General features: G+C 73.9%; 17 protein-coding genes. 4 read left to right on the forward strand and 13 right to left on the reverse strand.

The window, feature by feature from the left end; genetic code table 11:
- Positions 1 to 2: 2 nt before the first annotated feature.
- Positions 3 to 176, reverse strand: a complete 174-nt coding sequence (locus tag SLAV_RS03755; RefSeq protein ID WP_007268044.1) for a thiazolylpeptide-type bacteriocin — start codon at positions 174 to 176, stop codon at positions 3 to 5.
- Positions 177 to 351: 175 nt separating this feature from the next.
- Here SLAV_RS03755 and SLAV_RS03760 point away from each other — a divergent pair, with 175 nt between their 5' ends.
- Positions 352 to 1,680, forward strand: a complete 1,329-nt coding sequence (locus SLAV_RS03760) for an amidohydrolase (RefSeq protein ID WP_078950254.1) — start codon at positions 352 to 354, stop codon at positions 1,678 to 1,680.
- 30 nt (positions 1,681 to 1,710) lie between these two features.
- On the opposite strand, the gene cynS is transcribed toward SLAV_RS03760, so the two are convergent.
- Both cynS and SLAV_RS03770 read right to left on the reverse strand, forming a co-directional pair.
- Complete coding sequence (gene cynS / locus SLAV_RS03765; protein WP_030228968.1) at positions 1,711 to 2,181, reverse strand: cyanase; 471 nt, start codon at positions 2,179 to 2,181, stop codon at positions 1,711 to 1,713.
- Positions 2,182 to 2,242: 61 nt separating this feature from the next.
- On the reverse strand, positions 2,243 to 2,848 hold the full coding sequence (locus SLAV_RS03770; RefSeq protein WP_030228965.1) for a carbonic anhydrase: 606 nt from the start codon (positions 2,846 to 2,848) through the stop codon (positions 2,243 to 2,245).
- A gap of 121 nt (positions 2,849 to 2,969) precedes the next feature.
- Between SLAV_RS03770 and cynR the strand changes: the two genes are divergently transcribed.
- Positions 2,970 to 3,917, forward strand: a complete 948-nt coding sequence (gene cynR / locus SLAV_RS03775; protein WP_051840685.1) for a transcriptional regulator CynR — start codon at positions 2,970 to 2,972, stop codon at positions 3,915 to 3,917.
- On the opposite strand, the gene SLAV_RS03780 is transcribed toward cynR, so the two are convergent.
- Positions 3,902 to 4,546, reverse strand: coding sequence for a MerR family transcriptional regulator (locus SLAV_RS03780; protein WP_030228962.1), 645 nt, complete (start codon positions 4,544 to 4,546; stop codon positions 3,902 to 3,904). The two genes, cynR and SLAV_RS03780, sit on opposite strands and share 16 nt — an antisense overlap.
- A 123-nt stretch (positions 4,547 to 4,669) precedes the next feature.
- On the opposite strand from SLAV_RS03780, the gene SLAV_RS03785 reads away from it, so the two are divergent.
- On the forward strand, positions 4,670 to 4,903 hold the full coding sequence (locus tag SLAV_RS03785) for a DUF6296 family protein (protein ID WP_030228958.1): 234 nt from the start codon (positions 4,670 to 4,672) through the stop codon (positions 4,901 to 4,903).
- 40 nt (positions 4,904 to 4,943) lie between these two features.
- Here SLAV_RS03785 and SLAV_RS03790 read toward each other — a convergent pair whose 3' ends face one another.
- From SLAV_RS03790 to SLAV_RS03820, 7 genes are all read right to left on the reverse strand, one after another.
- Positions 4,944 to 5,303, reverse strand: a complete 360-nt coding sequence (locus tag SLAV_RS03790) for a DUF6204 family protein (protein ID WP_030228957.1) — start codon at positions 5,301 to 5,303, stop codon at positions 4,944 to 4,946.
- A gap of 90 nt (positions 5,304 to 5,393) precedes the next feature.
- Positions 5,394 to 6,245: an ATP-binding cassette domain-containing protein gene (locus SLAV_RS03795; protein ID WP_037686960.1), complete on the reverse strand. Its 852-nt coding sequence runs from the start codon at positions 6,243 to 6,245 to the stop codon at positions 5,394 to 5,396.
- Entirely contained in the window at positions 6,242 to 7,264 is a 1,023-nt protein-coding gene (locus SLAV_RS03800) for an ABC transporter ATP-binding protein (RefSeq protein ID WP_051840683.1), read from the reverse strand. Before SLAV_RS03800 ends, SLAV_RS03795 begins: the two co-directional genes overlap by 4 nt.
- Entirely contained in the window at positions 7,261 to 8,142 is an 882-nt protein-coding gene (locus SLAV_RS03805; protein WP_030228950.1) for an ABC transporter permease, read from the reverse strand. Before SLAV_RS03805 ends, SLAV_RS03800 begins: the two co-directional genes overlap by 4 nt.
- Positions 8,139 to 9,191, reverse strand: coding sequence for an ABC transporter permease (locus SLAV_RS03810; protein WP_167456782.1), 1,053 nt, complete (start codon positions 9,189 to 9,191; stop codon positions 8,139 to 8,141). The genes SLAV_RS03805 and SLAV_RS03810 overlap by 4 nt, the downstream gene beginning before the upstream one ends.
- Positions 9,188 to 10,828: an ABC transporter substrate-binding protein gene (locus tag SLAV_RS03815; protein WP_037686957.1), complete on the reverse strand. Its 1,641-nt coding sequence runs from the start codon at positions 10,826 to 10,828 to the stop codon at positions 9,188 to 9,190. Before SLAV_RS03815 ends, SLAV_RS03810 begins: the two co-directional genes overlap by 4 nt.
- A 188-nt stretch (positions 10,829 to 11,016) precedes the next feature.
- Entirely contained in the window at positions 11,017 to 12,732 is a 1,716-nt protein-coding gene (locus SLAV_RS03820; protein WP_030228937.1) for an amidohydrolase, read from the reverse strand.
- Positions 12,733 to 12,861: 129 nt separating this feature from the next.
- Here SLAV_RS03820 and SLAV_RS03825 point away from each other — a divergent pair, with 129 nt between their 5' ends.
- The gene (locus SLAV_RS03825; RefSeq protein WP_030228935.1) at positions 12,862 to 13,557 is read left to right on the forward strand and encodes a TetR/AcrR family transcriptional regulator; all 696 of its coding nucleotides are present in this window, start codon (positions 12,862 to 12,864) and stop codon (positions 13,555 to 13,557) included.
- Between the two features lie 60 nt (positions 13,558 to 13,617).
- Here the strand turns inward: SLAV_RS03825 and SLAV_RS03830 are convergent, their stop codons facing one another.
- Entirely contained in the window at positions 13,618 to 14,841 is a 1,224-nt protein-coding gene (locus SLAV_RS03830; protein ID WP_030228933.1) for an FAD-dependent monooxygenase, read from the reverse strand.
- Between the two features lie 4 nt (positions 14,842 to 14,845).
- Complete coding sequence (locus tag SLAV_RS03835; protein ID WP_037686994.1) at positions 14,846 to 22,051, reverse strand: non-ribosomal peptide synthetase; 7,206 nt, start codon at positions 22,049 to 22,051, stop codon at positions 14,846 to 14,848.
- Positions 22,052 to 22,215 lie beyond the last annotated feature (164 nt).

A 22,215-nucleotide genomic window follows, 5' to 3' on the forward strand; every position in this document is an offset into this window, starting at 1 on the left:
GGTCAGGCGCTGCAGGAGGTGGTGCTGGTGGTGGAGGAACAGGTCGAGGTGGAGCTGCAGCTCGTGGAACCGGCGAGCACGACCTCGCTGGCGTCCGAGTAGTCCGAGATCTCGAAGGTCTCCGACTCCAGCTCCAGGATCTCGTCGGCGAGCGAGGCGAGCGGCGACTTCTCCATGGGGACTCCTTCAGTTGGTGCGGTCACTGGGTGCGCGACCACGGGACGGCCGTCTCCGTGCGGTGCCCCTCCAGGAGAACCGCTCCCGCCGTCATGTCACGTGTCCTCCTTCTGACATTCCGCTGACAGAAGGTGTCAGCGGCCTGACAGACCGGGCCGGATCCGGTGGCCGACCATGGGCTTCATGACCGCGACCGTCCCGGCCTCCGCCTCCGTCCCCGCCCCCTCCCCCGGCCCCTCCCCCGGACCCACCTCCGCCGTGCTCGCGGCGCTGCCCCCGCTGCTGCGGCCGCTGACCACCCTCTACCTGGATCTGCACCGGCACCCGGAGCCGTCCGGCGGGGAACGGCGCACGGCGGGCCGCTTCGCCGACTGGCTGGAGTCCGCCGGGTACGCGACCACGCGCGGGATCGGCGGGCACGGGGTGGCCGGGGTGCTGCGCCGGGGCGAGGGCCCGACCGTGGTACTGCGCGCCGAACTGGACGCGCTGCCGGTCCGGGAGACCACCGGGCTGGCGTACGCGAGCGAGGGGCCGGTGTCGCACGCCTGCGGGCACGACCTGCACCTGGCCGCGGCCGCCGGGGCCGCCTCCGTGCTGGCGGGCGCCGCCCCGGAGGCCTGGCGGGGGACGCTGGTGGTGGTGGGACAGCCCGCGGAGGAGACCCTCGAAGGGGCCCGTGCGATGCTCGCCGACGGGCTGTACGAACGGGTCGGGCGGCCGGACACGGTCCTGGCGCAGCACGGCGCACCGCTCCCGGCCGGGATGGTGGCGCACGGGTACGGGCCGATGACGGCGGGCAGCGTCACCTTCAGGGTCGTGGTGCACGGCCGGGGCGGGCACGCGGGCGCCCCCCACCTGACGGTGGACCCGGTGGTGACGGCGGCCCACGTGGTGACCCGGCTGCAGACGGTGGTGGCGCGGGAGGCCGCGCCCTCGGAACAGGTGGCCGTCTCCGTGGGCTCGTTCCGGGCGGGCGAGCGCGCCAACGTGGTGCCGGAGCGGGCCGAACTGGGGATCACCGTACGGGCCGCGGGCGGGGCGGCGCTCGCGCGGGCCGCGGCCGGTGTCGAGCGGATCGTCCGCGCGGAGTGCGCGGCGTCCGGGTGCCCCCGTGAACCGGAGATCGTCCGCGAGTGCGAGTCTCCCGTCACCCACCCCGATCCGGTGACGACGGGCGTGGTGCGGGAGGCGCACGCGGCGCACTTCGGGGCGGAGCGGGTGGCGATGTGGCCGCCGTCGCTCGCCACGGAGGACTTCGGGCTGTTCGGCGACGCGGGACGGGCCGTGCACGGGGCGGAGGGGGTGCGGCTCGCCTACTGGATGCTGGGGGTGGTCGGCCCCGCCGCGTGGGCGGCGGCGCCCGGGGAGGGCGCCGCCGCCAAGCTGGCCGCGCTCCCGGCCAATCACGCGCCGGACTTCGCGCCCGACGTGCGCACCGCCCTCCCGGCGGGGGTGGGCGCGCTCACGGCGGCGGCGCTGGCCTGCCTGGACCCGCGCCGCTGAGCCGGCCGGCGGACGGGCCGGTGGCCGGGGTCAGAAGGGCCTGGTCGGGAGGTACTTGCCGTCGAGGGTGATGACGGCGCGCTCGCCGCCGTCGGGGTCGGCGACCTTCCGCACGTCGAGGCGGAAGTTGATGGCGCTGATGATGCCGTCGCCGAACTCCTCGTGGACCAGGGCCTTGAGGGTGGTGCCGTAGACCTGGAGCATTTCGTGGAAGCGGTAGATCGTCGGGTCGGTGGGGACCGAGCCGGGGATCGAGCCGCGAGTGGGGATGGTCTGCAGCCACATCGCGGCGTCCTCGTCGAGTTCGAGGAGCTCGGCGACGGCCTTGGCGGCGGGCTCGGGCAGCGGGTGCTGGCCGAGGACCGCGGCGGTGACGAAGGCCACGGACAGGCCGGTGACGTCGGCGATCTGGCGCCAGGTCAGGTTCTTGCGGACCTTGGCCTCGACGGCGGCGTCGGCGATCCGCTCACGGACGGCGGGGGCGAACTGGGCGTGCACCATGGGAAGGGTGTCCTTTCGGAAGGGGAGAAGGGGGAAGGGGTTCGGGGCGGGGAGCGGCGGATCAGGCCGCGAGGGCGACGGGGCCGCCGGTGCGCTCGATCTCCTCGACGGCGCCGGAGGGGATGTCGTAGACCCAGCCGCGCAGGACCAGCGACCGGGCGGCGAGGGCGCGGGCCACCGAGGGGTGGGTGGCGAGGTTCGCCAGCTGGGCCCGTACGTTCTCCCGTACCAGCGCGTCCAGGGGGTACCGGCCGCCGTCGGCCGGGGCGGTGCGGGCGAGGGCGGCGTCCGCGTGGCGGAGCCAGTCGGCCACCGCCGGGACGGGGCCGAGGTCGTGGCCCTCGGCGAGCGCGGTCATCGCGCCGCAGGCGGAGTGGCCGCAGACCACGATGTCGGTGACGCCGAGGACGGCGACGGCGTACTCGACGCCGGCCGCCACCCCGTCCGGTCCCGGGGTGTGGGCGGGGACGAGGTTGCCCGCGGTCCGGATGACGAACAGCTCGCCCGGCTCGCTCTGGGTGATCAGTTCGGGAACCACGCGGGCGTCGGAGCAGCTGATGAACAGGGTCCGCGGGCGGTGGTTCGCGGCGAGCTCGGCGAAGAGCTCGGCCTTGGCGGGGAAGACGTCGTGGCGGAACCGCTCGACGCCCTCGGTGAGGTCGTGCATGGTCACTCCCGTTCTGGGATCCACCCCGTGGGGCTGACGTGTTCCACCATGCATGACCTGCGGTCATAGTGTCCAAGAGCGGTATTCGATACCCCCCATCGATGTCATCTATAGTCCCTGCATGGCCTTGGAACTGCGTCACCTGCGCTATCTGCTCGCGGTCGCCGGACACGGCAGCTTCACGCGCGCCGCCGAGGAGCTGCGGATCTCCCAGCCCACCCTGTCCCAGCAGGTCAAACAGCTGGAGCGGACGGTGGGCGTACAGCTCCTGGACCGGAGCGGGCGCGCGGTGCGGCTCACGGACGCCGGAGCGGTCTACGCGGAGCACGCCCGCCGGGCGCTGCGGGACCTCGCGGCGGCCGAGCGGGCCGTCCACGACCTCGCCGACCTCAGCCGCGGCCACCTGCGGCTGGCCCTGACCCCCACCTTCACGGCCTACCTCCTCGGCCCGCTGCTCGCCGCCTTCCACACGGCGCATCCGGGCATCACGGTGGAGGTGCGGGAGCTGCCCCAGGACCGCATCGAGGCCGCGCTGCTGGCCGACGGGACCGACCTCGGCATCGCCTTCCTGGGCGTCCACCCGCCGGGGATCGCCGCGACCGGGCTGTTCACCGAGACCCTGGGCCTGGTGGTCGGCGGTCCCGGTACGGCCCCCGCGGCGCCGGAGCCGGATCCGCTGCCGGTATCGGCCCTGGCGGACCGCCGGATGGCGCTGCTGAGCGGGGACTTCGCGACCCGGGAGCACATCGACGCCTACCTCGCCGCGCACGGGGTCAGGCCGCGCGTCGTGGTGGAGGCCGGATCCGTCCAGGCGCTGACCGAGCTCGTGCAGCGGACCGGGCTGGCCACCGTCCTGCCCGACGCCGTCACGGACGACCATCCGCAGCTGTCACCCGTCCGGCTGCACCCGCCCCTGCCGCCGCGCACGGTGTGCCTGCTGCGGCGCGAGGGCGCGTACCGGAGCGCCGCCTCCCGGGCCTTCACCGCGCTGGCCCGGGAGGTGACCGCCGCCCGGGGGTACGCCCCGCCGGGGGGAACGCGGACCGTCCGGGGTCAGGAGAGCCCGTAGCGACGGGCCGACTCCTCCTCCTGCGCCAGCCGGTGCATGGCCTTGAGCACCGGCTCGAAGAGGACGGCGGAGGCGACCGCCGCCTCCACCCGCTCCGCCTCCGAGGGGTATTCCTCCATGTTGTCGAGGTCGTGGACGGCGACCTGGTGCATCAGCCGGGCGTAGGGCGCCAGCAGCCGCGCGTCCCAGCGGTAGCCGAGGCGGATGAGCGAGGCCACCGCCACCACCAGGGAGCGGTGGTCCGGGGAAAGGGGGGCCAGTTCCCGGGCGGTCGACCAGCCCAGCTCCTCCAGCAGCCGGTCCACTTCGGCGCGGGCCGTCACCACGGCGTCGTCCTCCGCCTCCGGCTCCGGCAGGCGCGGCAGCGCCCACAGGGCGGCTCCCGCGCGGATCGTCCGGCCCAGCGACTCGTCGTCGACGTGCCGGAGCACCTCGCGGGCCTTCGCCACGGGCACCCCGCCCACCTGGATCAGCGTGCGCACCAGGCGCAGCCGGCGCAGATGCGTGTCGTCGTAGTCGGCCGTCGTCGCGCCGATCCGGCGTCCGGGCGGCAAGAGGCCTTCGCGCAGGTAGTACTTGATGGTCGCGGTGGAGACACCGCTGCGCTCGCTCAGCTCCGCCAGCCGCATCCCTGTGTGCCTTTCCTTGGAGAGCGCCACTATCTCATCAGGGAAGCGCTCGCCGGGCGGGCCGGGCCGGGTCGGCCCAGGATGGGAGGGTGGAGGGGGTCGGGTACCGACGGGAGTGTGTACATGAGCGGCAGGCGGTACGAGCTGGTCTTCCCCTCCGACGACGGGACGGGCGAGGACGTCGTGGTCGTGGACCGCACCGACACCTCGGGGCCGGGCGGCCACCCGGTGTACGCCGACGCCAGCGGCATCGTCCGCGCGGAGATCAGTGACCGGGGCGAGGTGCGCATGCTCCCCTCGGGCGGCCACCAGGTCCCCGCACACCCGCTGGCGGCCCGCCCGCTGCCGGACGGGTGACCCCGGTCCGCCGGTGCATGCGGGCGACGGGAGCGGGTGCTCAGGCAGTGGTGCGGGCCGCCGCCTGGCGTTGGCGCTTGCTCTGCTTGGCGAGCGAGAGGTCCTCGGCGCTGGAGCGCAGCCGCTTGAATCCGTAGCCGCGTTCCGTCATCCAGCTCTCGGCGGCCAGCTCGGCGCGGGCGGTGGCTTCGAGGATGTCCTCCTCCGCCTCCCCCGAGTCGAGGAAGCGGAAGGTGAAGGAGTTGCGGGCGGCCAGCTCGTAGGAGAGGTTGCCCTCGGTGGTGAACGAGGCGCGCAGTACGTCGTGTTCGGGGGCCGCGGCCGTCAGCTCGGCGTGCTGTTCGGCGGTGAGGCCGTCGAAGAAGCCGCGGACGGTGACGCGGAAGGTGCGGGTGCTCATCGTGTCACCGTAGACCGGGCCGCCCGCGCGGCGCACCGCATTTTCGGCGGTCGCCGGGGGCGGCCCGGACGGCTTCGCGTGCGGCCGGGTTCACGGGCCGGCGGGGGCTCCCAGGGGGTCGAGGGCGCGGCGCCGGCGGCTGATGGAGTCGGGGTCCCAGCCCGGCCGGGGGACGGAGGCCAGGAGCAGCCGGGTGTACGGATGGTCCGGGGCGGTGAGCAGTTCGGCGACGGGCCGGTGTTCCATGGTCCGGCCCCGGTACATGACGAGGGCCTCGTCGCAGACGTAGCGGACCACGGCCAGGTCGTGGCTGACGAAGACCAGCCCGATGCCGGTGTCGCGGCGGATGTCGGCGAGCAGGTTGAGGACCTGGGCCTGCACCGACACGTCGAGGGCGGACACGGCCTCGTCGAGGACGAGCACGGCCGGTTCGACGGCGAGGGCGCGGGCGATCGCGGCGCGCTGGCGCTGGCCGCCGGAGAGGTGGCGGGGCAGGGCGGCCGCCTCCCGGTCGCCGAGTCCGACCCGGGCCAGCAGCGTCCGGACGCGGGCGGCGCGCTCCGCCGGGTCGCGGGTTCCGTGCAGCCGGAGCACCCCGTCGAGGGTGGCTGCGACGGTGATCCGGGCGTCGAGCGAGAGGTAGGGGTCCTGGAAGACGATCTGGACGGCCTTGGCGCGCGCCAGCCGGGCCGCCCTTCCGCGTACGGACGCGGCCAGCGGGCGGCCCTGTACGTGGATCTCGCCGGAGTCGGGGCGTTCGAGGCCGATCAGCATCCGGGCGGTGGTGGTCTTCCCCGAGCCGGACTCGCCGACGATGCCGAGGGCGCCGCCGGGGCGCAGCGTGAAGGACAGGCCGTCGACGGCGACGACCTCGGCGGCGCCGGTCCGGTAGGTCTTGCGCAGGCCTTCGACCCGCAGGAGCGGGGGCTGGTCGGTGGTCACCTGACCTCCTGGTTCCGGTGGGGGTGGTGGTCGCCGGGCCGGTCGCGGTGCGGCGTGAGGGTGAGTTCGCCGGCCAGGTGGCACGCGACCCGGGCCGGGCCGTGGTCGCTCAGCGGGGGCGGCGCCTGGTCGCAGCGGCCGGGTTCGGCGAAGCGGCAGCGGGGGGCGAAGGCGCAGCCGGGGGCGGATTCGAGCAGGCCCATGGGCGCGCCGGGGATGGGGACGAGCCGCTCGGGGGCCTTTGCGTCCAGTGGCGGGGAGGAGCCGAGCAGCCCGGCGGTGTACGGGTGCCGGGGCGTGGTGAAGAGGTCCCCCACGGGGGCGGTCTCGACGATGCGGCCCGCGTACATCACGTAGATCCGGTCGGTGACGGAGGCGGCGAGTTCGATGTCGTGGGTGATCAGGAGCAGGCCCAGGCCGCGTTCGCGGCGCAGTCGGCCGAGGACGGCGAGGATCTCCGCCTGGGTGCTGACGTCGAGGGCGGTGGTCGGCTCGTCGCACAGCAGCAGGCGGGGTTCGGCGGTCAGGGCGGCGGCGATCACGACGCGCTGGAGCATGCCGCCGGAGAGTTCGTGCGGGTACTGGTCCAGGTGGCGGACGGGGTCCGGGAGTCCGACCGCGTCGAGCAGTTCGGCGGCCCGGCCGCGGGCCCGGTCCCGGGTCCAGCCGTGGACCAGGCGCAGGGACTCGGTGAGGAAGTCCCCGACGCGGCGGACGGGGTTGATCGCGGCGCGGGGGTCCTGGTAGATCATCGCCGCGGTGGCGGTGCGCACCCGGCGCAGGCTCGCGGCGTCGGCCCCGACGAGGTCGGTGCCGTCCACGCGGACCCGGCCGGTGGTCCGGGCGCCCTCGGGGAAGAGGCCGAGGGCGGCGCGGGCGGTGACGGACTTGCCGGAGCCGGATTCGCCGACGAGGGCGACGGCCTCCCCGGCCCCGACGGTGAGGCCGATGCCGTCGAGGACGGGGCGGGCCGTGCCGGGCAGGGTGATGCTGAGGTCTTCGTACCGGAGCAGGGTCATCGGGGGTCCCTTCCCGCGATCGTGTCGGAGAGGCTCTCCCCGACGACGGTGAAGGCGACGACCACGACGACGACCGCCACGGCCGGGACGATCGCGGACAGCGGCTGTCCCTGGAGGACGGCGGCCTGTCCTTGGTTGATCATGGCGCCCCAGTCGGGTGTCGGCGGCTGGACGCCGAGGCCGAGGAAGGAGAGGGCGGCGAGGTCGAGCAGGGCGTAGCCGAAGTTGACCGTCGCCTGGGCGAGCAGTGTCGGGGCGATGTTGGGGAGCATCCGGCGGACCGTCACGAACAGGGCGGAGTGGCCCTGGACGGTGTAGGCGGCGATGTAGGGGCGGGCCTTCTCCTGGAGGGCGAGGCCGCGCACGAGGCGTGCGGTGTACGGCATGTAGGCGATGGCCATGGCGAGTACGGGGGCGGTCATGCCCTTGCCGAAGAGGGCGACCGCGAGGATCGCGAGCAGCAGGGCGGGGAAGGCGAACAGCACGTCGAGCACGCGTCCGGCGAGGGCGTCGGTCCGGCCGCCGCGCCACGCGGTGAACAGGCCCACGGCGATGCCGGTGACGGTGGAGAACACCACGACGGCGAGCGGCCCGACCAGACTGGTCCGGGTGCCGACGAGGAGCGCCGACAGGGTGTCGTGGCCGCCCTGGTCGGTGCCGAGCCAGTGCCCGGCGCCGGGCCCGAGGAGGGTGTCCCCGAGGCTGCCGAAGGTGGGGTCCTGCGGTGCGATCCAGGGGGCCGCGGCGGCGGCCAGGACGAACAGGGCCAGGAGGAGCAGGCAGGTCCGCTGGAGCGGGCTGCCGCCGAGGGCCCGTAGCCGGGTGAGGCGGGCGGGGCGTCCGAGGCGGGCGGCGGCGGCCCGGGTGTCGGGGGTCATCGGGCGCTCCCTCCGGCCGCGGTGCGCGGGTCGATCAGCGGTTGCAGGAGGTCCACGAGGGCGTTGACCACGACGAACGCGGCCACGACCAGCAGCACGATCGCCTGGACGACCTGGAAGTCGAGCTGGTCGACGCTCTGGACGAGCAGGGAGCCCACGCCCGACATGCCGAAGGCGGTCTCGACGATGGCGGTGCTGACGAGCATCCCCGAGACGAGGAGCGCGGAGACGGTGACGATGGGGCCCAGCGCGTTGCGCAGGACGTGGCGCCGGATCACGGTCCGCCGGGGGGTGCCCCGGCTGAGCGCGACCTCGACGTGTTCGCGGCGCAGTTCGTCGAGCATCGCAGAGCGGGTCACCCGCGTCACCAGCGCCGTGAAGGTCACGGCCAGGGCGATCGCCGGCAGGACGACGTGGTGCAGCCGGTCGAGCACCCCGCTGCCGTTGCCGATGGTCGGGAACCAGCCCAGGCGGACTCCGAGGAGGGAGCGCAGGAGCAGGGCGACGACGAAGGCGGGTGCGGCCGCGCCGATCGTGACCAGCAGCATCAGGGTCCGGTCGGTACGGGTGCCGCGGCGCAGCGCTCCGACGATCCCGGCGCCGACGCCCACGACGGCGATGATCAGGGCCGCGGTGGTGACGAGGAGCAGGGAGGAGGGCAGCCGGGACCAGATGACCGCGGAGACGTCCTGGTGGAAGAGGTGGGAGCGGCCGAAGTCCCCCTGGACGACGCCTTCGAGCCAGTGCCAGTAGCGCAGCAGGAAGGGCTGGTCGAATCCGTACTGGTGGCGTAGTTCGGCGAGTTGTTCGGGGCCGGGGCTGCGCCCGCGCACCAGGAAGGAGACCGGGTCGCCGGGTGCGAGGTAGAGGGAGGAGAACACCAGGAAGGAGGTGACCAGGAGGGTCGCGGCCATTGCGGCGAGCCGGCGCAGGACCCGCCCGGCCCGGGCGAGGACCGCCGGGGCCTGGGCGGGGGCGGCCTGGGCGGGGCCGGCCGGTACGGGGCCGGCCGGGGCGGGCGGCGCCGTGCCCGCGGGTGCTTCGGTCATCCCCTGGCTCCGATCTCGGCGGCCCACGGGTAGTAGAGGTAGGCGATGGAGGGCTGGACGCCGGTGATCCGCTTGCCCAGGAAGACGCTCACGGGCTGGGTGTACAGGGGCAGCCAGGGCAGTTCGCGCAGGGCGATGCGCTGGGCCTCGGCGTTGGCCGCCGCGTGGCCGGCCGGGTCGTAGGTGTCGACGGCGCGGTCGACGGCCGCGTCGTAGGCGGGGTCGGACCAGCCGCCGTAGTTGCTGAACGCGCCGGTGCGCAGGGAGGCGTACATGTCCAGCGGATCGGTGATGGAGGTGTACCAGAAGGTGAGGAAGAGGTCGACGCCCTCGCGGGCGGCGGGGTCGGTGAACAGGGCGGTGTACTTCTCGGCGGAGACGCTGTCGATCTGCGGCTTGAGTCCGATGGCCGTGGCGGCCTGGGCGACGGCCTGGGTGATGATCGTGGTCTGCGAGTCCAGGGGGCTGGTCGCGATCACGACCTTCTGTCCCGCCACTCCGGCCTCGGCGGCGAGCGCCTTGGCCGCGGCCGGGTCGTAGGGGTACTTCGGCAGGTCCTTCAGGAGGGCCTCGCGGGTGGCGGCGGGCGCGTCGCTCCACAGGTTGTCGGTGACGAGGGAGTCGGCGACCTCTCCGGCGCCGCCCGCTCCGGCCTTGACGATGCCCTTGCGGTCGATGGCCATGAGCAGGGCCCGGCGTACGCGGGCGTCGCCGAGGGGGCCCTTGAGGTTGCCGACGACCTCGTCGGCGACCGTGGTGTTGCGGCCGAAGTAGAGGCTTCCGGCCTGGGTGGAGCGCAGTTGGGCGTACGCGTTGGGCGGGACCATCCAGCCGCCGTCGACCTCGCCGGACTGGAAGGCGTTGACCCGGGTGGTGGCGTCGGCGAGGAAGACGAACTTCACCTCGCCGGACCTGGCCTTGAGTTCGGGGTTCCAGTAGGCGTCGTTGCGCTTGAGGGTGAGGGACTGGCCGGAGGTCCAGGAGCCGAAGGAGAAGGGGCCGGTGCAGTTGACGCCGGTCTGCGGGTTCCCGTAGTCCTTGCCCGCCTTGGCGAGGGTGGCGGCGGACTCCACGGTGCCGGGGGCGGCGGCGAGGTACTTGTTGAAGGTGGAGTCGGGCTGGGTCAGCGTGACGGTGACCTCCATGTCCCCGCTGCGCTCGACCGACTTGACGTTCTTGAAGGGGTACGCCCAGACGCTGGCCACGGCCGGGTCGAGGTTGCGGCGCAGCGAGGCGACCACGTCGTCGGCGGTGAGCGGGGTCCCGTCGTGGAACCGCACCCCGGGCCGGATCCGGTAGACCCAGGTGGTGGGGGTGGGGTTGCTGAACGAGGCCGCGAGGTTGGGGGAGGTCGTGAGGTCGGGGTTCCAGCGCAGCAGGCTCTCGCAGACGTTAGCGAGGATCTGGTTGGGCGGGTAGTCGAAGGACTGGGCGTAGTCGATGGAGGCGGGCTCGGCGAAGGTGGACCAGGTGAAGGAGTCCAGGTCGCCGGCCGGGGCGGGGGTGCGGTCGGTGACCGTGTAGGCGGCGGCCCCGTCCTTCGCCGGGTGGGCCGTGCCGCTGCACCCGCCGGTGAGGAACACGGCGGTGGCGGCGAGCCCGCCGACCGCGGCGCGCCGGAGGCGGGCGGCGCGCAAGGAGCGGGGGGTGAGGGGGGTGTGGGAGGTGAGGGGGGTACGGCTGGTGGTCTGCGTGCGTGTCGCTCTCGATCGGGCTGATGGCATCGTCTGCCTCCGTGAGGGGTGGGCTTCCTGAGGTGCGGGGTGCTGTCCGGCCGCGGGCGGACCGGCCGGGGGTGCGGTGCGTCGCCGGTGGGGGCCGGCGCTCAGTCCTTCGCGGCGAAGACCTGTTCGCCGTCGAGGTAGGTGCGGCGCACCCGGGTGCCGGCGATCTCGCCGGGGGGCAGCTCGAAGGGGTTGCGGTCGAGCACGACGAGGTCGGCGTACTTGCCCTCCTCGACGGTGCCGGTGACCCCGTCGAGGTGGTTCGCCCAGGCGCTGCCGGCGGTGTAGGCGGTCAGGGCCTGGGAGAGGGTCAGGGCCTGTTCCGGGAAGAAGGGCGCGACCGGCTCGCGGGGGCCGTCGGGGCCGTGGGCCGCGTCGGGGGTTCCGGCGGCCTCGTCGGGGACGGTCCGGTTGACGGCGACGTGGATGCCCCAGAGCGGGTTGGGGCTGCTCACCGACCAGTCGCTGCCGGCGACCAGGCGGGCTCCGGCCCGCCGGAGGTCTGCGAACGGGTACTGGAGGGCGGCGCGTTCGGGGCCCAGGAAGGGGATCGTCAGCTCGTCCATCTGCGGTTCGTGGGCGGCCCACAGCGCCTGGATGTTGGCGGCCGCCCCCACCCGGGCGAAGCGGGCGATGTCGTCGGGGTGGACGACCTGGAGGTGGGCGAGGTGGTGGCGGTTGTCGTTGGCGCCGTTGGCCGCGCGGGCCGCTTCCAGGGCGTCGAGGACCTCCCGTACCGCGCGGTCCCCGAGCGCGTGGAAGTGGAGCTGGAAGCCCGAGCGGTCGAGGAGGCGTACGGCTTCGGTGAGGAGCTCGGGATCGATGAAGCTGAGGCCGGAGTTCCCGGTGGCGCAGCCGCAGCCGTCGAGGTAGGGCTCCAGCATTCCGGCCGTGAAGTTCTCGGCGATGCCGTCCTGCATGATCTTGACGCTGGTGGCGTTGAAGCGGCCCACCCGTCCGGTGCGGCGGCGCTCTTCGATCTCGGGTATCTGTTCCAGCCCGCGCTCGCGGTCCCACCACAGAGCGCCGACCACCCGGGCGCGCAGCGATCCCTCGCGGGCGGCGCGCAGGTAGACGTCGTAGTTGTCGGGGTTGCCGGGGAAGGCGCCGATCATGGCGTCCTGCCAGCTGGTCACGCCGAGGGAGAAGAGGTGCTCCTGGGCGGCGAGGAGGCCGGCGTGTGCCTCGTCGGCGGTGGCGATCGGCACGTGGCGGGCGACCAGGTCCACGGCCCCCTCCTGGAGGGTGCCGGCCGGGAACCCGTCCGGTTCCCGCTCGATCCGGCCGTCCACGGGGTCGGGAGTGCCCGCGTCGACTCCCGCGAGGCGCAGGGCGGGGGTGTTGACCCAGGCGCCGTGTCCGTCGCGGTTGCCGAGCAGGACGGGCCGGTCGGGCACCACGGCGTCGAGCATGGCGCGGGTGGGGGTGCCGCCGGGGAAGACGTCCATCGACCAGCCGCCGCCGCGGATCCACGGCGCTTCGGGGTGCGCGGCGGCGTACGCGGCGACCACGGCCAGGTAGCCGTCGACCGAGTGCTCCCCGCTGAGGTCGCAGCCGAGCATCTGGACGCCGGCCACGACCGGGTGGACGTGGGCGTCCTGGAAGCCGGGGACGAGCAGCCCGCCCGCGAGGTCCACCACCTCGGTGCCCGCGTCGGCGAGCGAGCGCACCGCGCTCTCGTCGGCGACGGCGAGGATCCGGCCCGCGCCGACGGCCACGGCCGCGTCGACCGGTGTCCCGTGGGTCCCGGTGAACACCTGTCCTCCCACGAAGACGGTGTCCGCCCGCTGCCTGCCGTACTGCCTGTTCCGGTCCATCGACGCTTCCTCCGGCTCGGCGGGCGGGGCCCGCACGGCGTGTTCGTTGAGGAGGAGTGAACGGGAGCGCAACATTGTTGTCAACGGTGTTGCGCCGCCTCTGCTCCGCATCGTTACACTGGCCGCACCATGCCGAAGTCATCCGAGACACCCACCCGGTCCAAGCGCGCCGGAAGCCAGCTCACGCCCGACGCCATCATCGAAGCGAGCCTGCGCATCGCGGCGCGGGGCAGCGCGGACGCCTTCACCGTGCGCCGCCTCGGCGAGGAGCTCGGCGCCGACCCGACGGCGGTCTACCGGCACTTCCGCGACAAGGACGACCTGCTGCTGTCGGTGGCGGACCGCACCCTGGGCGAGGTCCTCGACAGCATCCCGGGGGGCCTCGACTGGAAGGACCGGCTGCGGGCCCTGGCCGCGGGCTCCCTGGAGGTGGCCCTCAAGTACCCGGTCGTCGGCTCGACCATGGCCAGCCGGACCACCCGCAGGCCCAACGAGTTCCGGGTGGTGGAGCTGATCCTCGGCGCCGTCACGGAGGCCGGGCTCGAAGGCGCCGAGGCCGCCGTGCACTACCGGATGGTCGGCGACTCCCTCCTGGCCTACGTCGGCCAGCGCGCCGCCTACATGCTCTTCGACCCGGACGTCCGCGCGGCCGACGAGTCCTCCTGGAGCCGGGAGTACCGGCTGGTCGACCCCCAGGGCTTCCCGCACATCACCGGGCTGAGCGCCGAGCTCGCCGGGGTGACGGAGGAACAGATCTTCGAGGTCAGGGTCGAGGCGCTGATCACCGCGATCGAGACGCGGGTACTGACCCTGCGCGCGGGCTGAACCCCCGCCGCCCCGGTCCGGCCGGGGCGGCGGGGGCGGCGGGGGCGGCGGGGGCGGGTCCTACGGGAGCCCGTGGCCGCCGGGGTTGCCCGGCACGAGGAATCCGGGCACCGCGACGGCGGGGAAGGTCAGCGCCTCCTCGTTCCGGCGGGCGAGTTCCTCGTGCGGCGTCAGCTGGAAGTAGTCGTCGCGGACCCGGCGGTGTTCGGGGGTGTCGGCCTGTTCGAGATCGCTCATCGCCCGGGAGGCGGCGACCATGGCCCTGGTCCGCTCACGGCGGATGTCCTCGTACGTCCGCAGGGCGAGCGGCAGGTCCTCGCGGGCCTGCGGACCGGCCAGGGTGTGGGCCAGGACCACGGCGTCCTCGATCGCCATGGCGGAGCCCTGGCCGAGGGTGGTCAGCATGGGGTGCGCCGCGTCACCGAGGAGGGTGACGGGGCCCTCTCCCCACCGTTCCAGGAACGGACGGTCGTGGGAGGGCGTGGCGAGGATGTCCCCGGGCGGCGTGGCCCCGATCACCGACCGCACCTCCTCGGCCCACCCCTCGAAGGCCCGGACGACGTCCTCCTTGGTGCCGTCCCAGGCGCGCGAGCGGTCTTCGGGCATGTTCCGGGTGCCCCACCAGTAGTAGCGCCCGTGGCCGATGTCGATGAGACCGAAGCGCTGTCCGCTGCCCCAGTAGTGGCGCACTGCGCCCGGGGCGAGCGCGGGGTGGCGGAAGGGGACGATGCCGAGCCAGCAGACGTAGCCGCTGTCCTGGGAGGGCTCCGGTCCCACGAGCCGGCCGCGCACGGCCGAGTGGAACCCGTCGGCACCGACGAGGAGGTCGCCGCGCGCCGAACTCCCGTCGCCGAAGCGGACGACGACGCCCCGGTCGTCGGTCTCGAAGCCGGTCGCGGTGGCGCCCAGGTGGACGGGGCAGTCCCCGGCCGCCTCCAGCAGGGCCTTCTGGAGGTCCGAGCGGCTCAGGCAGACGCTGGGCGCGCCGACCTTCTCGCAGATCTCCTTGAAGGGCAGGTCCCTGATGAGACGTCCGCCGTGGTCCGTGACGGTGAAGGACTCGACGACCCGGCCGCGGTCCTCCAGGCCCAGGTCGATGCCCAGTGTGGCGAGGGCGCTGATGGCGTTGCTCATGACCGACAGGCCGGAACCGGCGGCGCGCAGTTCGGTGGCCCGTTCGTACACCTCCACGTCGATCCCGACCCGGCGCAGGGCGACCGCGCAGGTCAGCCCGCCGATTCCGGCTCCGATGACGATGGCCTTCAGGGGGCGGTCCGTCGTCATGTCGTCAGTTCCCCTCGTCGGAGCGGGCGGTGTCGGCGGTGTCGGCGGTGTCGGACCTGATCAGGTCCGCGACGGTCCTGGCCATGTGTTCCACGTACGGTTCCTCCATGATCGTGAGGTGGTCGCCGGGCACGGCGATGACCCGGAGCGGGCCGCCGGTGATGTCCCGCCAGCCGTTGGATTCGTCCTCGTGGCGGCTTCCGGCCGCGCCGTGCATCGCGGCGAGGACCTCCGGCAGCGGCTCCATCGCGCGGATCAGGGTGAGCCCCCGGTAGCCGCCCTCGGGGCGGTACTCCAGCGCCGCCTGCCAGTTCGCCCGGTAGACGCCGAAGAGCCGGCGGATGACGGCTCCCGAGCTGCCGGCCGGCAGGACGCCCTCGTCGGCCGCGAGGCGGGCGATGAACTCGAACTTCTCGTCCAGGCCTTCCAGTCCGTCGGGGATGACCTCCATCGGCGAGTCCCCGCCGCGCCCCAGCCAGAGCAGTTCCCAGAAGAACCACCCCAGCAGTGCGTCGTCGTCGTGCCGGTGGCGCTCGCTCCGGCTCAGCGCGGTGGTGTCCAGGAGCACGAGGTGGGCCACCTCCTCGCCCGCGTCCCGCAGGCGGCGGGCGATCTCGAAGGCGACGAAGCCGCCGTAGGACCATCCGCCGACGCTGTACGGGCCGTGCGGCTGCACGGTACGCAGTGCGGCGATGTAGCTGTCCGCGAGCTCCTCGACGGTGCCGAGCGGTGTGGTGCCCGGGTCCGAGCCGCACGCCTGGAGCGCGTAGAGCGGCTGGTCCTCGGGAAGGTGCCGGGCGAAGGGTACGTAACAGAGCACGTTGCCGCCCATGGGGTGGACCATGAACAGCGGCGGGCGGGTGCCCTGCGGGCGGATGGGGACCAGGGGGTCGAAGGCGGGGGCGGCGCCGCCCTCGCGCAGCCGTGCCGCGAGCCCGGCCGCGGTGGGAGCGGCGATGAACTGTGACAGCGGGATGCCGACGCCGTAGCGCTGTTCGATCCGGACCGTCAGCCGCATGGCGGTGAGCGAGGTGCCGCCCAGGTCGAAGAGGCTGTCGTGGATGCCGACGGCGGGCAGGTCCAGCAGCTCGGCCAGTATCTCGCACAGTGCGCGTTCGTGGGCGTCGCGGGGCCCGGTGGTCCCGGCTTCGACGGCGGTGGCGAGCGGCATCCGGCGCAGGGCGGCGTCGTCCCGCTTCCCGCTGGGGGTCAGCGGCAGGTGCGTCACCCACTGCAGGTGGGAGGGGACGAGGTGTTCGGGCAGCTCGGTGCGCAAGCGCTCGCGGATGGCCGTGAGGTCCTCGCCGGTGCCCTCGCCCACGAGGAAGGCCGTGAGGAGGCATTCGCCGTTCTCCTGCCGGGCCACCACGGCGGCGTCGCGCAGGCACGGGTACGGCCCGGTGAGGGCGGTGACGGCCAGTTCCACCTCGGCGGGTTCGACGCGGTGGCCGCGCACCTTGACCTGGGCGTCGGCCCGGCCGGTGTACACGAGCGTGCCGTCGGGCAGCACCATCCCGAGGTCCCCGGTGTCGTACAGCATGCGGTCCTCGCCCGCGAAGGGATGCCGGACGAAGCGCTCCTTGGTCAGGTCCGGGCGGCCCTCGTAGCCGTCGGCCAGGCAGGTGCCGCCGAGGTGGACGGTGCCGCGCACCCCGGCGGGCACCGGGCGCATCCGGGCGTCCAGCACATGGGCCTCGGCGCCGTCGACGGGGCGTCCGATCGGGGGCAGCGCGGGGAAGGCGGCGGGGTCCCCGGTCATGGTGAAGGCGGTGGCCACGTGGGTCTCCGTCGGCCCGTACTGGTTCTCCAGCACGGCTCCGGGCAGGGCGGCGCACAGGGCGCGGATCTCCCGGGTGACGCGCAGCTGCTCGCCCGAGGACACCAGTACGCGCAGGGCGCGAGGGGTGATGCCCAGCGTCTGCGCGGTCTCCGCCAGCTGCTGGAGCGCCACGTAGGGCAGGAAGACGCGCTCGATGCCCGCGCGGTCGATCAGCCGCAGCAGCTCCGGCATGTCGCGCCGCCGGGCGTCGGCGATCAGGTGCAGCGTGCCGCCGGAGCAGAGCGTGGAGAAGACCTCCTGGAAGGAGACATCGAAGCTCATCGGCGCGTACTGGAGGGTGGCACCGCCCGCGGCGCCGCTCGGCGCCCGGGTCTGCCAGGCGACCAGGCCCGCCAGGGAACGGTGCGGCATGGCCACGCCCTTGGGCCAGCCCGTGGAGCCGGAGGTGAACAGGACGTAGGCGGTGGCGTCGGCGGGGATCGTCGCTGGGGGCTCCGCCACGGGCCCGGCGGACGGCTCGGTCACCGACTCGGCGGGCAGCAGCAGCGCCGGGTCACGGACGAGGCCGGCGTGGGCTGTGTGGGCGATGACCCTGAAGGGCTTGGCCTGTTCCTGCATCTCGGCCAGCCGCTTCGCGGGGTAGCCGACGTCCAGCGGCACCACGGCGCAGCCTGCCCGCAGTACGCCGAGGAGCACGGCGACGGTCTGCGGCAAGCGGTCCATGGCGATCCCGATCCGGGCCCCGAGGGGGGCGCCGAGTCCGCGGAGCCTGCGGGCCACCTGGCCGGCCGTCGCGTCCAGCCGTGCGTAGTCCCAGCGCTCCTCCCCCATCACCAGGGCGGTCGCCTCCGGGGTGCGGGCGGCCTGCCGTGCGAAGCGTTCGACGACGGTGGGGTGGTGCACGGCAGGGGCCGGGGCCGGGCGGTCCCCGAGGAACGCGAAGTCGGGTTCGGCGTGGGGGTCCTGCACCATGCTCCGCAGGATCCCGCGGTACCCGTCGGCGAAGAGGGCGGCCTGGTCGGCGCAGAATCCGGTGCCGTCGTGATCGATGCGCATCCACACCCGTCCGCCGTCGGGCTCGGTCACCACGTTCACCAGGAGGCCGAAGTCGGTCTCCTCCCAGGTGCTTACGTCGCGCAGGCGCACCTCCGGCAGGCCGAGGACCCGGGACAGCTGGTGGAAGTGCACGTAGTTGAAGGCGGTGTCCAGGACGGGGCCGCCGTGGTCCTCCCGGATGGCGCTCAGCGGGTAGCGGCGGTGGGGGTGGCCGTCCTGTTCCTGCCGGAAGGCCTCGCGCGCCACGTCCAGCCACCGGTCCCGGGCGACGTCCAGGCGCAGGGGTACCGTGTTCAGGAAGAGCCCGGCCGTGCGTTCGGCGCCGGCGAGCTCGGGCCGTCCGTGGGTGATCAGTCCGGTGGTCACATCGCCGGTGCCGGCGAACATGGCCAGGGTCAGGCAGTGCGCCGCGAAGAACACGGACTTGACCGGAAGGTGCTGCGCGGCGGCGAACTCGCGTACCTGTACGAGGAGTTCCGGATCGAGGTCGGCGCGGTGCGCCGACGGCCCCCCGTCGGCGGCGGGCAGGTGCGTACGGAACGCCTCGATCTGCAGGGGTTCGGCGCCGGCCAGCTTCTGCCTCCAGTACCGCCGTGACTCCTCGGCCCCCAGGGCCGCGAGCTCCTCCCGCGCGTAGGCCGCCGCAGAGGGCGCTGGGGTGTCGTCCACGGGGCCGATGGCCAGGCCCAGGCCGTGCGCGTAGTCCTGGAGCAGTTCCTGGAGGAGGGTGGCCACGCTGCCGCCGTCGAGCAGCGCGTGGTGGAAGCTGAGGACCAGGTCGACGGCTTCGGGCCGGACGTGCGCGCGGAAGAGGTACAGCGGCGCCCGGTCGAAGTCGTAGGGGTGCAGGCGCCGGGCCTCGATGTGGGCGCGGACCTCGGCTTCGGCCGCCTCGCCGTCGAGCGGGCGCAGGTCGACGACGTCGAGGCCGCCGGGGGCCTGCGGGCGGACGATCTGCAAGGGCTCGGAGAAGCCGCCGAGGTCGAAGGCGGAGCGCAGCACCGGGTGGCGTGCCACCAGCCCGCCGAAGGCCTGCCGGAACGTTCCTTCGTCCCAGGGAAGTTCGAGGGTGTAGCGGAAGACGTCCTTGTACGTGGCGGAGGTCTCGCGCCTGCGGCTGTGGTAGAGCAAGCCGAGCTGGAGCCGGGTGAGCGGCCAGGCGTCCTCGGTGCCTTCCAGCCGGGCCCGGTCCACACGGGAGACGAGGGCGAACGGTGCGGGGGCGCCGCCGCCCTCCGGGGCGGTCACCTCTTCGGCCCGTACGGCCAGCCCCGCCACCGTCGGGTTCCGGATGAGGTCGGTGAGGGAGAAGCGCAGGCCCCGGGCCTGGGCCCTGGCACGCACGCTGAGCATGAGGATGGAGTCCCCGCCGAGTGCGAAGTAGTCGTCGTGGACGCCGACGTGCTCCCAGCCCAGCACCTCGGCCCAGATCTCGGCGAGGACTGCCTCGGCGCGGCTGCGCGGCGGGTGGCCGCCGTCCGGGTCCGCGGCGTTGCGGGGCTCGGGCAGCGCGCCGCGGTCGGCCTTCCCGTTGGGGGTCAGGGGAACGGCGTCGATCCGCAGGAAGTGGGCCGGGACCATGAACGCCGGCAGGGTCCGCGCGAGCCCCTCGCGCAGCCGTGCGTCGTCCAGGTCGGCGTCGGCGGCGTAGTAGCCGACGAGGTGGGTGCCGCGCTCGGCGGTGCTGCGGTCCACGACGACGGCGTCGCGGACGCCGGGGAGCGAGCGCAGGGCGTCGGCGACCTCGCCCGGCTCCACGCGGTTGCCCCGGATCTTGACCTGGCCGTCGATCCGCCCCAGGTACTCCAGGGTCCCGTCCGCCAGCCAGCGTGCGAGGTCGCCGGTGCGGTAGAGGCGTCCGCCGGGCGTGAAGGGGTCGTCGGTGAACTTCTCGGCGGTCGGTTCGGGCCGGTCCAGGTAGCCCCGGGCGACGCCCACGCCGCCTATGCAGAGCTCTCCGGCGACGCCGGCCGGCTGGGGCAGGCCGGCGGGGTCCAGCACGTACAGCCGGGTGTTGTCGATCGGCCGTCCGATCGGGACCCGGGTCACCTTCCCGTCGGGGTCCGCGGGGCAGTCGTGGTACGAGACGTCGACCGTGGCCTCGGTCGGCCCGTACAGGTTGACGAGCCGTACGGAACGCTCCGCCCCGGAGGCCGCGAAGACGCGGTTGAACCGCTCGACGGCCGCCGGCGGCAGGGCCTCGCCGCTGCAGAAGACGTACCGCAGGGAGTCCAGGCCCGCGCGGGCCTCGGGCAGGGGCAGGCCCTCCAGCAGGTCGAGGAAGGGGCCGAGCATCGAGGGCACGAAGTGCAGGGCGCTGACCCCCCGCTCGCGCACGGCCCGCAGGATCTCCTGCGGATCCTGCTGGCCACCGGGCGGCAGCAGGGCCACGGCGGCGCCCTCGACGGCCCACCAGAACAGCTCCCACACCGATACGTCGAAGGAGACGGGCGTCTTCTGCAGCAGGACGTCGCCGTCGCCGAGCGGGTAGCTGCGCTGCATCCAGGCGAGGCGGTTGACGACGCTGTGGTGCTCCACCATCACGCCCTTGGGGCGGCCGGTCGACCCGGAGGTGTAGATGACGTACGCCAGATCGCGGGCGCCGGAGACCGGCGCGAGCGGGGCGCCACCGCCCTGCGACAGCTCCTCGACCCGCCGCGCCTTCGCCCCGTCGGGCAGGTCCGCGGCGGGGCCGGAGCCGTCCACGATCACCACCTTGGCACGGCTGTCCTCCAGCAGGAACCGCACGCGCTCGGCGGGGTAGCCGGGATCCACCGGCACGTAGGCGCCACCGGACTTCAGGACGCCGAGGAGCGCCGCCATCAGCTGCGGACCGCGCTCCAGCATCACCGCGACGCGGTCGTCCGCGCCGATGCCCTCCTCGCGCAGGGACCGGGCGATCCGGTTGGCCCGCTCGTCGAGTTCGGCGTAGGTCAGCGTCTCGCCCGCCGCCCCGATGACGGCGGTCTGCCGGGGACGGCGGGCGGCCTGTGCCTCGAACAGCCCGTGCAGCGTGGCCCCGTCGGCGTACGGCACCCGCGGACCGTGGCTGCGTACCTCCGTGAGGTCCGCGTGTTCGGCGGGCGTCAGCATCGGGACGGCCGACGCGGGCGCGTCCAGCATGGTCACGCCGTGTTCGAGCATGGTCCGCAGGTGGCCCGCGACCGACGCGATGGGCAGGTCCTCGTCGAAGACGTCCAGGGCGTAGTCCAGGTCGACGCGCATGTCGGCGGTGCCGTCGAAGGCCGACACGATGACGCCCAGGGCGTCCTGGTCGTGCGAGGGGGCCATCATGGCCGTCTGCCGTTCGACGCCGGTGACCGGCCCCGGCGGCGGCCAGTGCAGGTAGGAGAGGGTCACGTCGAAGAGCCGGCGCGGGCCGTCGGCCGAGGCGGGCAGTTCGCGCAGGACGTCGCCCAGGGAGAGCCGTTCGTGGCGCCGCAGCGCGCGGGTCGCGGCCTGGGTCTCGCCGACCAGTTCCCGTACCGTCCGTCCGCCGGGCGCCGGGAACCGCAGCGGCAGGGTGTTGGCGAACTGGCCGAGGACGTCCTTGTGGTGGGCCTCAGGCCGGTTCAGGAAGGGGATGCCCAGGACCGCTTCCCCGCTGCGGTGCACGCGGGTCAGCCAGGTCCCGAACACGGCGGTGACGTAGGCGAACGGAGAGAAGCCCGCGGCGCGGACCCGGTCGACGAGGCTCCCCTCGACGACGAACGAATGGCGCCCGCGCGCGTGCTCGTCGGCGGTGCGCGTGAAGAGCGCGGGCGTCACACCGGTCAGGGCCGCCCGGTGGAAGGCGCGGTCCCGGTCGGCCTGGGGACCGGCGCGGTAGGCGGCCTCCTCCTCGACGAACGCGAGGTAGGAGGAGGTCCCGTCGGGGCGGGCGGCCTCACCGGGGGTCGCGTTGTCCCGCTCGTACTCCTCGAAGATCTCGTGGCTGAGCCGGTGGACGGTCCAGCCGTCGGCGAGGATGTGGTGCACCTTGACGTGCAGGTGCGTGAGGTCCGGGCCCCCCAGGAGCAGCGTGGCCTCGACCAGGGCGCCGCCTTCCGTGAGGGGCAGTGCCGTGTCCATCGAGCGCCGCGCCCACTCGGCGCACGCCGCGTCCGGTTCGGGCTCCCGGGTGAGGTCCACCGTGGTGAGGCGGATGTCCTCGCCCGCCGCCCACTGGAAGGGCCTCCCCCCGTCCTCGCCGAAGCGCAGCCGGAAGGTCCCGTGGCGCCTTAACGCGTTCTCGACGCACCGGGTGAGCGCGTCACGGTCGACGCGGCCCCGCAGCCTCTCGTGGAGGACACCGTTGAACTGTGGTGACCGGGGAGCCTGGGAGGCGGCGGCCCAGACGTCCCGTTGATACGACGTCAGCGGGTGCCGTTCGATCTCGTTCACTGCATGAGTACCTGTCTGCCACTGAAGGCCGCTCCGGTCGCCGCCTTCGCCGTGATCGACATGATGTCGAGCCGCAAGTGGAGATTCGGGACACAGGTACGAATTGCCGGAATTCGCCTGAACAGCCTTAAGGCGGCCGTAAGCACACCGGGTGG

The organism is Streptomyces lavendulae subsp. lavendulae, from assembly GCF_002803845.1.
Lineage (GTDB): Bacteria > Actinomycetota > Actinomycetes > Streptomycetales > Streptomycetaceae > Streptomyces > Streptomyces lavendulae.

Bases quoted from the DNA above. Each gene is read 5' to 3' on its own strand.
- SLAV_RS03755 (WP_007268044.1), bottom strand. From the start codon at position 176: ATGGAGAAGTCGCCGCTCGCCTCGCTCGCCGACGAGATCCTGGAGCTG.
- SLAV_RS03760 (WP_078950254.1), top strand. From the start codon at position 352: ATGGGCTTCATGACCGCGACCGTCCCGGCCTCCGCCTCCGTCCCCGCC.
- cynS (WP_030228968.1), bottom strand. From the start codon at position 2,181: ATGGTGCACGCCCAGTTCGCCCCCGCCGTCCGTGAGCGGATCGCCGAC.
- SLAV_RS03770 (WP_030228965.1), bottom strand. From the start codon at position 2,848: ATGCACGACCTCACCGAGGGCGTCGAGCGGTTCCGCCACGACGTCTTC.
- cynR (WP_051840685.1), top strand. From the start codon at position 2,970: ATGGCCTTGGAACTGCGTCACCTGCGCTATCTGCTCGCGGTCGCCGGA.
- SLAV_RS03780 (WP_030228962.1), bottom strand. From the start codon at position 4,546: ATGCGGCTGGCGGAGCTGAGCGAGCGCAGCGGTGTCTCCACCGCGACC.
- SLAV_RS03785 (WP_030228958.1), top strand. From the start codon at position 4,670: ATGAGCGGCAGGCGGTACGAGCTGGTCTTCCCCTCCGACGACGGGACG.
- SLAV_RS03790 (WP_030228957.1), bottom strand. From the start codon at position 5,303: ATGAGCACCCGCACCTTCCGCGTCACCGTCCGCGGCTTCTTCGACGGC.
- SLAV_RS03800 (WP_051840683.1), bottom strand. From the start codon at position 7,264: ATGACCCTGCTCCGGTACGAAGACCTCAGCATCACCCTGCCCGGCACG.
- SLAV_RS03805 (WP_030228950.1), bottom strand. From the start codon at position 8,142: ATGACCCCCGACACCCGGGCCGCCGCCGCCCGCCTCGGACGCCCCGCC.
- SLAV_RS03810 (WP_167456782.1), bottom strand. From the start codon at position 9,191: ATGACCGAAGCACCCGCGGGCACGGCGCCGCCCGCCCCGGCCGGCCCC.
- SLAV_RS03820 (WP_030228937.1), bottom strand. From the start codon at position 12,732: ATGGACCGGAACAGGCAGTACGGCAGGCAGCGGGCGGACACCGTCTTC.
- SLAV_RS03825 (WP_030228935.1), top strand. From the start codon at position 12,862: ATGCCGAAGTCATCCGAGACACCCACCCGGTCCAAGCGCGCCGGAAGC.
- SLAV_RS03830 (WP_030228933.1), bottom strand. From the start codon at position 14,841: ATGACGACGGACCGCCCCCTGAAGGCCATCGTCATCGGAGCCGGAATC.